A 13,502-nucleotide genomic window follows, 5' to 3' on the forward strand; every position below is an offset into this window, starting at 1 on the left:
GATGCAAAAAGACGAAAGCGCCCGGCAATCGCTCAGGCGCAGACAGTCATTGTTATTTCCAGAACTTCCATTTGCTCTTCTTTTCTTCTTCACCGGATGGCTGATTGACGGCGGTCTGTTTTAGGGATGCCTCCACCTCATCCGCACCCGGTATGCGCGAAAGGAAGTGGTCGACCATCGGCTTGTACTGCTCGGACAGATGCTGCTGCATCTCGCGCAGGACGGCGATCGCTTTCTCCTTTTGGTCGGTGGTCAAAAGCGCGTTGGCATAGTTGAAGCCGGTAAACGGGTATTGGCTCAGGGCCGGGGACCAGTACTGCTCGCAAATTTGAATCAGCTGGTACACATAGCCCGCCTGTCCCAGTTCGCCGGTCACGGTCATGATGACTTCTTCCTTCTCCGGCGCCCGCTCGACCGCCTCTTTGTACCAGTGCATCGCTTTCAGCAGATTTTCCTCTGTCAGTGCGAGCCTGGCCATGTGCAGCTGCGGCCGCCATGCGCCTTCCTTGGCCATGAAAGCCTCCAAACGCTTCTTCAGCTCATCCCGCTTGTTAAACTGCAGAAAGCTCTCCACGTACATATTCAGACCGTTTTCCTGATTGGGGTCCCGAAACAAGCCCGCTTCCAATGTTTCGAAGGCTTTTGCCTCCTGCCCTTCCAGCGCGTACACCTTGGCCAGATTGGTACAGGCGGTACCGGAAGACGGGAAGCGCTCCAGGCAGTCGAGCAGCATTTTTTTGGCCTGCTCATACTCGGCCGCTTGCATATGGACCACCGCCCGGAAAATCAGCGCGGACTCGATAGGGCCATACAGCTCCAGCAGCCGGTCTGCCGCCACGGCCGCCTGCTCCGGAAAGCGCTCCCGCACCAGGTCCATCGCAAAGTCGCGCAATTTCTCCTTGTCATCCCAAAATTTGTCGAGACTTTGCGGGATGATCTTCTTTTGAAAATCCTCTCGCGCCAATTGAACCGACTGGCCAAACTCATTGGTAAAGGTCACGAATTCTGACATGCAACAGCCTCTCTTTCCTTTGGATCACCGCGTGCCTCGGGATTTACACCAAAAAGAGAACGAACGATTCCCACGCTCGGAAACCGCCCGTATCCTCTGTCTCCCGATTCTCTAAATCCAGGCTTTTATATTCACTTTCCGGATAAACTCTTCCATGGATTCCTTGACAGGTTCGCCATTTTCCACCGTTTCGTCCGGAATCCCCATCAATTGACGAAACAGGGCTTCGTTGCGTGTAGCCAATGCATAGTCAAGCAGCGCCTCTTTCTGGATCCGCTCCGCTTCTTGTTCCCTCAGGGTCTCTTCCAGAGCGATGTCATCCTCTACCACGGCAAACTGCTTATCTATTTTGGGAATACGCACAATCCAGGAGAAAGCGCTGTCCGGATTGCGATCTCGACCTATCAGATACCCGTACTCACCGATCGGCATACCTTGTTCGAAGGAGTCAGCAACGATGACGACCCGTTGTCCAAGCTTGAACATGAGCGTCAACCCCTTTTGAGATTCATTCTAATCATACTAAATTGTATGCATACTTGGGAAGGGCAAACCGCTCCTTTGTCTTTTTATTCGGCAATATGCGCAAAAAGATTTGTTGGAACGGCGAAAATGCGTTACACTTCTGTAGATATCACTTTTTCCAGTGTAATCGAATGGAACGAGGTGTACAAATCATGACCCAAATGTCCACGGGCTTTTCCATCTTTATCGTCGGCTGGTCGATTGTCCTGGTAGGCTTGATGGGAATTGGCGGCTTCTTCATGTTTCGCAAATTCCTCAAGTCGATGCCCAAACAGGACGGCAAGTCTGACCTGGATTGGCAGGACTACTATATCGAGCAGACCCGCTCCATGTGGACGGAAGAAGGCCTTCAACTGTTAAACGAACTGGTGGATCCCGTCCCGCAGCTCTTTCGGGATGTGGCTCGCCGCACCATCGCGGCGAAGATCGGAAAGCTGGCTCTCGACGAAAAAGCAACCGTGATCAGCATGGAGCTGATCATCAAGGGATACATTCTGGCCACGCCCAAGCGGGATCATAAATTTCTGATCAGCCACCTGCAGAAAAAACAGATCGACTACGCCCCTTATGAAAAGTACCTCCATCAGGAAGCGTAATACGAGAAATGTGAAAGGGACGTCCCGCTACCGGGCGTCCCTTTCTCTCTACTTTCGGCGTTTGGCGCAGTCCACGAATGCAGCAAAAAGTCTCCGCATCAATGGGTCGGAGGCTGCCTGCGATTCCGGATGCCATTGGACGCCCACGGCAAAGGAGGAGCCGGTATACTCGACGGCTTCAATAATGCCGTCCGACGCCCTGGCGACTACCTTCAGATCGTCGCCCACATCCTTCAGCGCCTGGTGGTGCAGGCTGTTCACTCTGATCTGCTCGGTCCCGAAGATCTCGGCCAGCCAGCTGCCCGACTCGATCGTCACCCAGTGCGTATCCCGGCTTCGCTCTGCTTTTTGCGCATGCTGAAGCGGGTCTTTCACCTGGCTGGGAATATCCTGGATCAGTGTGCCCCCTCGGGCTACATTCAGGATCTGCACCCCTCTGCAAATCGCCAGCAAGGGAATCTGGCGTTCGACGGCGTAATTGGCGAGAGCGATCTCCACATCGTCCCTCTCCGGGTTCGTATACCCCAGATGCAGATGCGGCTCCTCGCCATAGTACAAGGGATCGACGTCCTCGCCGCCGCTGAGGATGATTCCGTCTACAAGCCCCGCGGTCTCCAGGGCAATCTCCGGACTGAGATAAGGCAAAACAATCGGGAGTCCGCCTGCTGCTGCCACCGACCGGTGATAGTCATGGTGGACGTAGACTCCTTCCGAGAAGGCATTATGCTTGATATAGGCCCCGGTAATACCGATGACGGGCTTTCTGGACATCCGGCTTCCACCTCTCCTGCGCTGCGAATGCGATCGATGCTGCAGCTTTCACTTGCTCCAATTTTCATATCCGATTGGGTCTCTTTATACGATTCTGGCCGCACGGATTCCTGCCAGTTCCGCACGTTATCCGATAAAAGCGGCGTATCCCCGAGATCTGTTACACGGGAGAGGTGAGTAATCTTGCGTACTGCTGCCGCTTTTCAAAGGCTGTCACAATTGGCAAACAAGGCTCAAACAACGGGCTGCTTGCGACCTGAGCTCAAATCCCTTTCGTTTCCGACTGGACCAGCTGCTCTCCTTCCCGCTTTTCCGGATTTCCTTCCTTTTTGGAAGCGATCCCCGCTGTCAGGCAAAAACGCATCGCATCCTCTACGGAGACGTCGAGAAACTCAATTTGCCCGCTGTCCCGGGGAAACAGCTTCAATTCCCCGCTTACCTGCATGCCGTGCGGGATGTAGACCGCGATCATGTCCGGGGGACAGCCGAGAAAGGCCAGATCCTCCGTCGTCACGAAGCCGATGCGCCGAACGCCGTTTGGCTCTTGCACCATGACCACCTGGGAAAAGCTCCGCTTCTCACCCACAAAGGATTGCAGCGTCTCCTTCACAGAATTGTACAGGGTCTTTAATACCGGAAAGCGGTTAAACAGGGCATCTATCCAGCGGATCAGCTTTTGGGCGAGCCAGTGCTGGCTGATAAAACCGATCAGGATGATCACGCCGAGCGTCAGCACCAGCCCGGCGCCAAAGGGAATGACGGGGAGAATCAGGCCAAACACCTTTTGCCCCAGTTCATCCACCAGCCGGACGAGATAGGCCACCGCGTAAATCGAGACGACGATCGGCGTGATGACGAGCAAACCATTGAGAAAATAGCGAAGCAACCTTTTCATGGATGTGTCTTCCTTTCATCTGGACGGTTTCCTATTTCTTCTACCAAACATTGTACCCGAGAGCGCGGCCATCTGCTATGATGAAGGAAAAAAGAAAGTGGGAGATCCGCATGCAGGCATTGGTATCAGCGCAATGGCTTCACGAGCATTTGGAAGATCCTCAGATTCTGGTGGTAGATTGTCGGTATAACCTGAGCGAACCGTCTCTCGGCGAAGAGCAATACGGCGAGGAGCATATTCCCGGCGCTCTTTATTTTCATCTCGGCCGCGACCTTTCCGGAACGAAAGGAGAGCATGGCGGACGTCATCCCGTGCCTGACGTGGAGCAGCTCGCCTCCCTGTTCTCCCGCGCCGGCATCGATCAGGATGTGACGGTTATCGCCTATGACGACCAAGACATGTCCTACGCCGGACGCCTCTGGTGGCTGTTGCGCTATGCCGGCCATGAGAAGGTGGCCGTGCTCGACGGCGGTCTTTCCGCATGGAAGCGGGCCGGCTATGCAGTGACTAAGGAAGTGCCGGTGAGAGAGCCGCGCACGTTCGTACCGCAGTTGCAGGCACATATGCTCGTCGACTGTCAGGGCGTGCAAACCCGCGATGAGCAGGCAGCCTTGCTCGATTCTCGCGCGCTCGAGCGCTACCGCGGAGAGGTGGAGCCGCTCGATCCGAAGGCCGGCCACATCCCGGGCGCCCTCCATTATTTTTACAAAGAAAATCTCACGGCCGAGGGCTGCATGCGCCCCTCAGAAGAATTGAAACGCCGCTTCGATGACCTGGAAGGAAAAGAGATCATCGTCTATTGCGGCTCCGGAGTTACCGCCTGCACCAATCTGCTCGCGCTCCATGCAGCCGGACGGACGGATGCCAAATTATATGCCGGCAGTTGGAGTGACTGGGTCTCCTATGCAGACAACCCTGTCGCCACAGGTGACGAATAGATATGACGCAAAGAAGCCATAACCGGTTCGTTCGGGGTTATGGCTTCTATGGCCGGGAGGAAAATCTGCATGGATTGGAACTACTACGATACGTTTATCACCGTGGCGCCCGATTGCCCTGCGGACAGAGCCATCGTGCCTCCGGAGAAAAAGAACGGAAAGACCAAGCACGGCATCGAGTATGACTTGATCGCAAGCGCGCCCTACCGCTACACGCAGGAAGAGCTGCTCTACCAGGTGCACATCCGCCACAAAGGCTACACGGCAGAGGAGCTCAGCCAACGCGGAGAGCAGCTGCGAGCCGAATTCTTCCAGAAGCCCAAGCCCTGTCTGCGGGCATCGATGCTCCCGAAGAAATTCGGCTGGGGGATTCACTTCGATCACGAGGGAAAAATCGCACTGTACGCTGTCGATTCGCCCGAATACGAGCGTTTCGTCCAGGGCGCATACGAGCAGGTCAAGCTGCTTTCTGCCATGCGGAACAAAAGGGCTCGCTAAGGCCGCTGACAGCTACGAGGCTGCATGAGGATGCCTACACCTGCTCGTCCGACTCGCACTCTCTCTCGTTCATGATCAGGATGACCGGACAATGATCGCTCCCCATCACTTCGGAATCGATGCGGGCATCGATCAGGCAGGGAGCCAGACGGGTGGAAGCGAGAAAATAGTCGATGCGCCAGCCGATATTCCGCTCCCTCACCTTGGGCATGTAGGACCACCAGGTATAGGCATCCTTCTGTTCGGGATAGAAGTGGCGGAAGGTATCGAGAAAGCCCGATTCCAGCAGCGTCGTCATCTTTTCCCGCTCCTGCGGCGTGAACCCGGAGTTTTTCATGTTGGATTTCGCATTTTTCAAGTCGATTTCCTGATGGGCGACATTGAGATCGCCGCAGACGACCACCGGCTTGCGGCCGTCCAGCTGCTTCAGATACGCGCGGAAGCGGTCTTCCCACTCCAGCCGCAAATCCAGCCGGGACAAATCACGCCGGGCATTGGGCGTATAGACATTGACCAGATAGAAGCGCTCGAACTCAAGCGTGATGATCCGGCCCTCCGGTTCGCCATCCTCTTCCATGCCGTAGCGAACCTGGAGCGGCTTTCTTTTCGTAAAAACAGCCGTCCCCGAATAGCCCTTCTTTTCCGCGTAGTTCCAAAATTGCAGGTACTCCCCGCCCAGCTCCAGGGAGATTTGACCCTCCTGCAGCTTCGTCTCCTGGATGCAGAAGATGTCGGCGTCGGCTTCTTTGAAATAGTCGAGAAATCCCTTGTTGAGACAGGCTCTCAGCCCGTTTACATTCCAGGATACCAGCTTCAGCATCGTGTTGATCTCCTTTATCTTTTCTCTGTCCGTGTGGATACATCTCTCCCCTCCAGTGTAACATAGCCGGCTGGCCGTGCGTATTAACTCTCAGCACGCCGATTGCCCGCGAACTTCTTGACAGGCGTTTCGCTTGATCAGGCAATCATCCATACATCGTGATTTTTAGGGGGATACACGTGTTGAGCCGCTATTTTCGTCTTCTCTGCCACTTTACCTATCAGGAGGCGATGTCCTGCCTGTTCCCAGTCTTTATCTTTGGTTCGCTCGCCTTGTCCAAACTAATCCACATCCCGGGTCTTCCCCGCTACGATCTGCTGCTGCTTCTCTGTCTGCTGTTCCAGATCTTCATGGTCAAAAGCGGCTTGGAGACGAAAGACGAACTGAAAGTGATCACCGTCTTCCACTTGATCGGCCTTGCGTTGGAGATTTTCAAAGTGCATATGGGTTCGTGGTCTTACCCGGAGTTCGCCTACGCCAAGCTGTTCGGCGTCCCGCTCTACTCCGGCTTTATGTACGCCAGCGTGGCCAGCTATCTGTGCCAGGCCTGGCGCCGGTTGGATGTCTCGCTGGAAGCATGGCCCCGCCATCTGTATGTGGTTCCGCTCGGGGCCGCCATCTATTTCAATTTCTTTACGCATCACTTCACCATCGACATCCGCTGGTTTTTAACCGCTGCGATTTTTCTCTTGTTCTGGCGGAGCCGCGTCTATTTCCGCGTCGAGCGGGAACGCATGTGGATGCCGCTGCCGGTGGCCTATGTGTTGATCGGCTTTTTCATCTGGATCGCGGAGAATATCGCCACCTTTTTCGGCGCATGGCGCTACCCCAACCAGCAAGAGGGCTGGCAGCTGGTGCATCTGAGCAAAATCAGCTCCTGGTTCCTTCTGGTCATCGTCAGCTTTATCATCGTCGCGGAGCTGAAGCATGTTAAACGGGCCTTAGCCGATCGGCCGGTTGAGAAAGAGGCGGTGGAAGCTGCCAAAGAGTAAAGAGCCAGCCGTGACAAAAAAGACGATAAAAAAAGAGTGGTTCCAATTGCTGATCAGGCCGGACACGACAGGCGCCAAAATGGCCCCGGCGGAGAGCACCGCCGAAAAAATGCTGAAGGCACTGCCATACAGCTCTCGCGGCGCATGCACCGTGAGGATCGTCGACAGCGCCGGGAAGAGCAAGCCCGTGCAGCAGCCGAGCAAAAACATCATGATATAGAGCGAGAGCGGCGTGCCCAGGGCCATGAGGTACATCAGGATGCTGAGCATGCCCAGGCCGGCGAGCGTCCGTTCCTCCGGTCCGATCCGCGCCAGCCAGAATTGACTGAGGATGGCCATGGAGCCTAATCCCTTGAGGCTGAACAACATGCCGGTCACGGAGAGCGGGAGATTCTCCTTTTGAATCGAAAGCGGAATCTCGTAAATGATCGTCCCCTGCGCATACATCACAGCGAAGCCTCCCAGATACGCCAGGTACAGATGGCGGTTCTCCAGAATGTCGGTGAGGGATGGCGCTCGGGACAGCTCCCGGAGTCCTGCTCCTTTTCCGAAGCCTTTTTTCGCAGCATCACCAGTCTCTCTCTCAGCCCTCTCTACGGCCGGCCCCCGCGGCAGGACAAGCAGCGCAAACAGTCCGGCGCCCCCCATGATCCCGCCCAGGATGACAAAAGACATGCCGTACCCGAATTGTACCCCCAGAAAGCTGCCGACCGCCGGCGAGACTACGGCGGCCGCTGTCAGCACCATGCCGTTCTTCGCCATCAGCTCCCCTTGTTCGGCACGCGTCCGCCCCGTCTCTCCCAGCAGGGCAAAACAGGCAGGAGAGACGAAAGCCATCAAAAAGCCCAGCAGCAATCTCAGGACAAAAAAAGATTCCGTCTCCCGGACGATGCCCTGCCCCGCCAATATGAAGCCGGAGAGGATCAGGGCAGAGACGATAAACCACTTTTTGGGAAAACGGTCCAAAAATGGGCCGGCAATCAGATTTCCGGTCATGTTGCTGACGCCGTAAGCCCCGAGGACAAAGCCGATCATCGCTGTGGATGCGCCCAGTACGTGCATGTACGGGGCCAACAGCGGTGTCTGCGCATGCATGTCGAAGGAGACGAGAAACAAGATCACAAACAGTAGAAAGCGCAAATACTGCCCACTCCCTCCGCACCTCTTTGTCCCATGTATATGTCAATAGTCGTCCCAATAGAAAAAGACTCTCCGCAAAAGGAGAGTCCGTCCGATTTGTATCGTCTGCTACAGATTGCGCTCTTTGCCTGCATGCGAGATCGTGATCCGCGGGTGATACCACTCCTCATAGACCGCAGTCCCCGCTCCGCCGGGATCTACCGGCACCTCGAACGGCTCGATCTCCCCGCCCTTTGCCGTGAGCGGATACCCGGACAAGACAGGCGGCAACTCCCGCCCCTTGGGTCCGTATACCGTCAGCTCCAGCTGGACGGCTTCATCCCCGTGGTTTTGCAGCATGATCATACAGGAGCCGGTCCGCACCCCTTCGGCTTTGGTTTTGGCGATGCACCGTGATTCGTCCTCTTTGTATTCGATCATGTAGATCCCATTCGCCATCGTGCGCTGGTACCACCGGACCAACTCTTGCTGCTTGGGCAGCCCCGCGGGAGCAAGCAGCAGGATGACAAGCGTGATCAATGGCCGCTTCGTCACGCCGACGAGCATCCAGTAGGATACAATCATCAGCCCCAGCTGGATGATGGCTGCGTAGTGAAAGCCTTGATTGCCTCTGGACCACGCAGGAAACCCCATGCCCTCCACCAGCTGGTCCGCCAGTGACAGCCCGTGGGGAAACTGGATATTCAATCCCCATGCCAGCAGATAGAGAACGATGGCCGTCAGCGCCATTTTCCCCTTTTTTCCAAACATCGAGCCGCCTCTCCCTTCCTTCGCTCGGCTGGCCAACTGCCAGACTGCGTCCTCCTGTGTATGACGTTTTCACATCGGATTGGGATACGGACATGTGAAAGAAGGGCCCCTCGCTGCTACGAGCGGAAAGGCCCCCCATGGTGTCGTCGTTGTGAAAGCGTCGGAGGCGAATTGCCCGCAGCCCGCCGATGCCTCTGTCAATCCTGTGCTTTTTTCAGTCCCAGCGAGCTTTCATGGAACTTGATATTGGCGTACTTCTCAGTGGCGACGCGGAGCTGGTACTCGCTTTCGAACAGCATGACAGGACGTCCGTAGCGATCCGTCACCGTCTTGGATTTGATGGCGTCGAGCGCTGCCTTCTCTCCCTCCAGCCAGCGGGCGATCTGGAACGGCATGCGCGTCAGCGTGATATCTACGCCGTACTCCGCTTTCAGCCGGTATTCCAGCACCTCGAACTGCAGGACGCCCACGACCCCGAGAATCAGCTCCTCCATGGGATACGTCCGGAACAGCTGCACGGTGCCCTCCTCGGTCAGCTGCAGGATGCCTTTCTGGAATTGCTTGTGCTTCATCGCATCCTTTACGGTCACCTTGGAGAAAAACTCCGGCGAAAAATGCGGCATCTCCTCATACTCAAACGGTTGTCCGACACACAAGGTATCGCCGATCTGGAAAATGCCCGGGTCAAACAGGCCGATGACATCCCCCGCATAGGATTCCTCGACGATTTCCCGGTCCTGGGCCATGAACTGTACGGGCTGGGCCAGCTTGATCTCCTTGCCCAGGCGGACGTGCTTCACCGTCATGCCGCGCTCGAATCGGCCGGAGCAGATCCGCAGGAAGGCGATGCGGTCCCGGTGCGCCGGATTCATGTTGGCCTGGATTTTGAAGATAAAGCCGGAAAACGGATGCTCGCTCGGTTCGATCAGGCCCGCCGTGCTCTTTTTCGCGGACGGCGGCGGCGCCATCTGCAGGAAGTTGTCCAGGAAGGTCTGCACGCCGAAATTGTTGATCGCGCTGCCGAAAAAGACCGGGCTCAGCTCGCCCCGGTTGATCAGGTCCATGTCAAACGGATCGCCCGCCACATCGAGCAGGGAGATCTCATCCTGGAGCTGCTGCCACAAATCCTGGCCAACACGCTCGCCAATGATCGGATCATCGGCTCCCTGCACCTCGAAAAAGCGGATGTCCTCATGATCCGAGTCATTCTGGTACAGCTCTACACGCGATTTCACGCGATCGAACACGCCGCTGAACGAGCTGCCCATGCCGATCGGCCAATTCATCGGGTACGAGCGAATTCCCAGCACCCGCTCGATTTCCTCCAGGAGTTCAAACGGATCTTTTCCGTGACGATCCAGCTTGTTAATAAAGGTAAAGATCGGGATGCCGCGCATCCGGCAGACTTTGAACAGCTTGATCGTCTGCGCCTCTACCCCTTTGGCCACGTCGATAATCATCACCGCGGCGTCGGCCGCAGTCAGCGTCCGGTAGGTGTCTTCGCTGAAGTCCTGGTGACCCGGCGTATCCAAAATGTTGATATGGTGTCCTTTGTATTCAAAGTCCATCGCACTGGACGTAACGGAGATTCCCCGTTTTTTCTCGATTTCCATCCAGTCGGATGTAGCGTGCTTGGAATTTTTTCTGCCCTTGACCACACCGGCCTCGCGGATCGCTCCGCCGAAGTACAGCAGTTTTTCCGTCATGGTCGTCTTCCCTGCGTCCGGGTGGGAGATAATGGCAAACGTGCGCCGTTTAGCAATCTCTTGCTGCCATTGAGGATTCATTTGATTCATCGTCACTACTCCTGTCGCATAACGTCTCTCGCATCATTCATTCTTTACGATTATAACGGCAAATCGGCATGCCATCTAGCTAGTTTTTTTTTGCCAAAAAGGTATAATGTAAGTTATAAAAATTTTTTGACTGCATGTACATATCCCCGAAGGAGGAGTTCTATGTCCACCCATGAAAACCGCGCGGCTGCCTTTCGCCAGTACGTGAAAAAGATGGTGAGCTACAACCAGGCGCTCGCTGTCCTGCACTGGGACAAAAACACCCAGGCGCCCAAAAAAGGAATGGATGCCCGCTCTGAGATCATCGGTGTCCTGGCCGGGGAGCAGTTTCGCCTCGCCACCTCCAAAGAAATGGAGGAGCATCTGGAGGCCCTGAGCGAGCCGGCTGCGCTGGAATCGCTCGACGAGGTGACCCGCGCCACCGTGCTCGATTGCAAAAAGGATTTTGAGCGAAACAAAAAGATCCCGGCAGATCGCTACGAAGAATTCGTCGTGCTCACTTCGCAAGCCGAGACCGTCTGGGAAGAAGCCCGAGCCAAAAACGACTTCTCCATGTTCCGGCCTTATTTGGAGCGAATCGTCGGCTTCCAGCTGGAGTTCGTGGACTACTGGGGGTTTGACGGCAAAAACAAGTACAACACCCTGCTCGATCTGTACGAACCGGGCATGACCGTCGATCAGTTGGACCCGATCTTCGCCACGCTGCGCGAGAAGACCGTGAAGCTGGTCGCCGCCATCGCCGACTCGCCCAACAAGCCGGATTCTTCCTTTCTCAACAAGCATTTTCCGGAAGCCGAACAGGAAGCGTTCAGCCGCTTTATTTTGGAGAAAATCGGCTATGATTTCCAGGCGGGCCGGATGGACCGAAGCGTTCACCCGTTCTGCACTTCGTTTAACCCTGGGGATGTCCGCATCACGACGCGCTTTGACCCGAACGACTTCAATAACGCCTTGTTCAGCTGCATTCACGAAGCGGGCCATGCGATGTATGAGCAGAACATCGATCCCCGCCTGATGGGCACCACGCTCTGCGACGGGACGTCTATGGGCATACACGAATCGCAGTCCCGCTACTGGGAGAATATGATCGGCCGCAGCCGTCCGTTCTGGAATCATTTTTACGCCGATCTGCAAAAACAGTTCCCCAGCCAATTTGAAGGAGTCAGTGTCGAGCAGCTGTACCGGGCGATCAACCGGGTGACCCCTTCCTTTATCCGTACGGAAGCTGACGAGCTGACGTACAATCTGCATGTAATGATCCGCTATGAGATCGAAAAAGGGCTGATCAACCAGACGATCGAGGTCGGCGATCTGCCGGCGATCTGGAATGAAAAGATGAAAGAATACCTGGGCATCGTGCCGGAAACCGATACGCTCGGCGTCCTGCAGGATATTCACTGGGCCGGCGGAAGCTTTGGCTACTTCCCGACCTACTCCCTCGGCAATGTCTATGCTGCCCAGTTTACCCATGTCATGCAGCAGCAAATCAGCGGCTATGAAGATTTGATCGCGAACGGAGAGTTTGGGCCGATTCGCGAGTGGCTGAAGAAGAATATTCATCAGTACGGCAAAATGAAGAGTCCCGGTGAAATCGTCAAAGCCATCACCGGCGAGGGCACCAATGCGACCTACCTGATGAATTACCTGGAGAAAAAATTCTCCGAGATCTACAGCCTCTAAGAAGCAGAACACCTTTCCGCGAGGAGCCGTCCGCTCCCTGTGGAAAGGTGTTTTTTCGTTCACAAAGCCGCCACGGAACCTTCAACTTCTCTTCACAAATACCCAACAATTTCCACACAAAAGTGGTCTATGATGAGTGTGTAACCAATTGATTGAGAGAGGGATGTTCAAAATGAGAACGACCTTTGCCGAATGGCTGCGGGTCCTGGTCAGTGAAGAAGTAACAGCACCGTTTGAGAAAAAGATCTACGTCAAAAATGAGCTGGAGCAATTCGTCCCGGCACACCACGAGGATCTCATGACGTTTCCCCAGATGTAATTTTCATCCGATATACAGCCAATCTGTCTTCGGAAAATCACAAGCCCAGTACCGCTCAGGTAGTGGGCTTTGTTGTATGCTTATAATAACCAATGCCTCCCCTTCAGGTTCAAGGAAGGGCAGCGAACGAAGTTACCAGCGAGAAGGAGTGGCTCTCATGCTTCCCTATACGGAAAAATGGCTCCCTACCTACATCCGCCGGGATCTGATCGTCCTTTTTTGCGGGATCAATCCGGGACGAGTCTCGGCTACGGCGGGCTATCACTATGCTAATCCCGCCAATCTGTTCTGGCGCGGGCTCTACGAGGGCGGCTTGACGCCGAGACAGCTGAAGCCCGAAGAGACCGCTTCCCTGCTCGATTACGGCTACGGCATCACCGATCTGGTCTCCCGCCCGACCCGCTCTTCCAGCGATCTGAAGGAAGAGGATTTCGCGCAGGGGGGTGCGCAATTTTCACAGATGGTCGGCGTTTATCGCCCCCGCGTCATCTGTTTTAACGGCATCACGGCTTTCCGTCACGCCACCGGCCGCAAAAAAGAGCCCATCCGGCTCGGCCTGCAGCCCGATCGCTTTTTTGGCCAGACAGACTGGCCGGGCAGCTATGTCTTCGTCATCCCGTCGACCAGCGGGGCGAACGCGTCTTTTTCCCGCGAGGAGCGGCTGGCGATGTTTGCGGAGCTGAGCGCCTTTTTGCGGCAAAAAGGCTGGCATCCCCTGCGATAGAGCTCCAGTTCACGCCCCAAAAAGAAAACCCTGGCCCCGATGCCGT

Annotated in this window: 15 protein-coding genes; 7 read left to right on the forward strand and 8 right to left on the reverse strand. The window is 55.5% G+C overall.

From position 1 onward, the window contains the following. Positions 1-52 precede the first annotated feature (52 nt). Positions 53-1,012 (reverse strand): tetratricopeptide repeat protein, encoded by a 960-nt coding sequence (locus tag JD108_RS13600; protein WP_198826601.1) that lies wholly within the window; start codon positions 1,010-1,012, stop codon positions 53-55. A 111-nt stretch (positions 1,013-1,123) separates the two neighbouring features. After that, positions 1,124-1,498, reverse strand: a complete 375-nt coding sequence (locus JD108_RS13605) for an ATPase (RefSeq protein WP_198826602.1) — start codon at positions 1,496-1,498, stop codon at positions 1,124-1,126. Positions 1,499-1,689: 191 nt separating this feature from the next. Between JD108_RS13605 and JD108_RS13610 the strand changes: the two genes are divergently transcribed. Continuing rightward, positions 1,690-2,133 carry a DUF2621 domain-containing protein gene (locus tag JD108_RS13610; RefSeq protein WP_198826603.1) on the forward strand — a complete coding sequence of 148 codons (444 nt, stop codon included), beginning with the start codon at positions 1,690-1,692 and terminating at the stop codon, positions 2,131-2,133. 48 nt (positions 2,134-2,181) lie between these two features. Here the strand turns inward: JD108_RS13610 and JD108_RS13615 are convergent, their stop codons facing one another. Then, positions 2,182-2,904: a gamma-glutamyl-gamma-aminobutyrate hydrolase family protein gene (locus JD108_RS13615; RefSeq protein ID WP_198826604.1), complete on the reverse strand. Its 723-nt coding sequence runs from the start codon at positions 2,902-2,904 to the stop codon at positions 2,182-2,184. Positions 2,905-3,166: 262 nt separating this feature from the next. Continuing rightward, positions 3,167-3,799 (reverse strand): DUF502 domain-containing protein, encoded by a 633-nt coding sequence (locus JD108_RS13620; RefSeq protein WP_198826605.1) that lies wholly within the window; start codon positions 3,797-3,799, stop codon positions 3,167-3,169. Positions 3,800-3,909: 110 nt separating this feature from the next. Here JD108_RS13620 and JD108_RS13625 point away from each other — a divergent pair, with 110 nt between their 5' ends. Beyond that, complete coding sequence (locus tag JD108_RS13625; RefSeq protein WP_198826606.1) at positions 3,910-4,737, forward strand: sulfurtransferase; 828 nt, start codon at positions 3,910-3,912, stop codon at positions 4,735-4,737. Positions 4,738-4,806: 69 nt separating this feature from the next. Continuing rightward, positions 4,807-5,235, forward strand: coding sequence for a DUF6157 family protein (locus JD108_RS13630; RefSeq protein ID WP_198826607.1), 429 nt, complete (start codon positions 4,807-4,809; stop codon positions 5,233-5,235). A gap of 34 nt (positions 5,236-5,269) precedes the next feature. On the opposite strand, the gene JD108_RS13635 is transcribed toward JD108_RS13630, so the two are convergent. After that, entirely contained in the window at positions 5,270-6,052 is a 783-nt protein-coding gene (locus tag JD108_RS13635; RefSeq protein ID WP_198830123.1) for an exodeoxyribonuclease III, read from the reverse strand. A gap of 185 nt (positions 6,053-6,237) precedes the next feature. Here JD108_RS13635 and JD108_RS13640 point away from each other — a divergent pair, with 185 nt between their 5' ends. Next, positions 6,238-7,047 (forward strand): DUF817 domain-containing protein, encoded by an 810-nt coding sequence (locus tag JD108_RS13640; RefSeq protein ID WP_198826608.1) that lies wholly within the window; start codon positions 6,238-6,240, stop codon positions 7,045-7,047. Here JD108_RS13640 and JD108_RS13645 read toward each other — a convergent pair. The 3 genes from JD108_RS13645 to JD108_RS13655 all read right to left on the reverse strand — a co-directional run bounded on the left by JD108_RS13645 (position 6,997) and on the right by JD108_RS13655 (position 10,733). Next, positions 6,997-8,187 (reverse strand): MFS transporter, encoded by a 1,191-nt coding sequence (locus tag JD108_RS13645; RefSeq protein ID WP_198826609.1) that lies wholly within the window; start codon positions 8,185-8,187, stop codon positions 6,997-6,999. The two genes, JD108_RS13640 and JD108_RS13645, sit on opposite strands and share 51 nt — an antisense overlap. A 108-nt stretch (positions 8,188-8,295) precedes the next feature. Then, positions 8,296-8,937, reverse strand: coding sequence for a hypothetical protein (locus tag JD108_RS13650; protein WP_198826610.1), 642 nt, complete (start codon positions 8,935-8,937; stop codon positions 8,296-8,298). A 197-nt stretch (positions 8,938-9,134) separates the two neighbouring features. Further along, positions 9,135-10,733, reverse strand: coding sequence for a peptide chain release factor 3 (locus JD108_RS13655; RefSeq protein WP_198826611.1), 1,599 nt, complete (start codon positions 10,731-10,733; stop codon positions 9,135-9,137). A 162-nt stretch (positions 10,734-10,895) separates the two neighbouring features. On the opposite strand from JD108_RS13655, the gene JD108_RS13660 reads away from it, so the two are divergent. The 3 genes from JD108_RS13660 (at position 10,896) to JD108_RS13670 (ending at position 13,456) form a co-directional block, all read left to right on the forward strand. Beyond that, the gene (locus tag JD108_RS13660) at positions 10,896-12,413 is read left to right on the forward strand and encodes a carboxypeptidase M32 (protein WP_198826612.1); all 1,518 of its coding nucleotides are present in this window, start codon (positions 10,896-10,898) and stop codon (positions 12,411-12,413) included. Between the two features lie 172 nt (positions 12,414-12,585). After that, on the forward strand, positions 12,586-12,732 hold the full coding sequence (locus JD108_RS13665; RefSeq protein ID WP_198826613.1) for a hypothetical protein: 147 nt from the start codon (positions 12,586-12,588) through the stop codon (positions 12,730-12,732). A gap of 157 nt (positions 12,733-12,889) precedes the next feature. Then, a complete protein-coding gene (locus tag JD108_RS13670; RefSeq protein WP_198826614.1) occupies positions 12,890-13,456 on the forward strand; it encodes a mismatch-specific DNA-glycosylase in 567 nt (188 codons plus the stop codon). The last annotated feature ends 46 nt before the right edge of the window (positions 13,457-13,502 follow it).

The organism is Brevibacillus composti, from assembly GCF_016406105.1.
Taxonomy (GTDB): Bacteria; Bacillota; Bacilli; order Brevibacillales; family Brevibacillaceae; genus Brevibacillus; species Brevibacillus composti.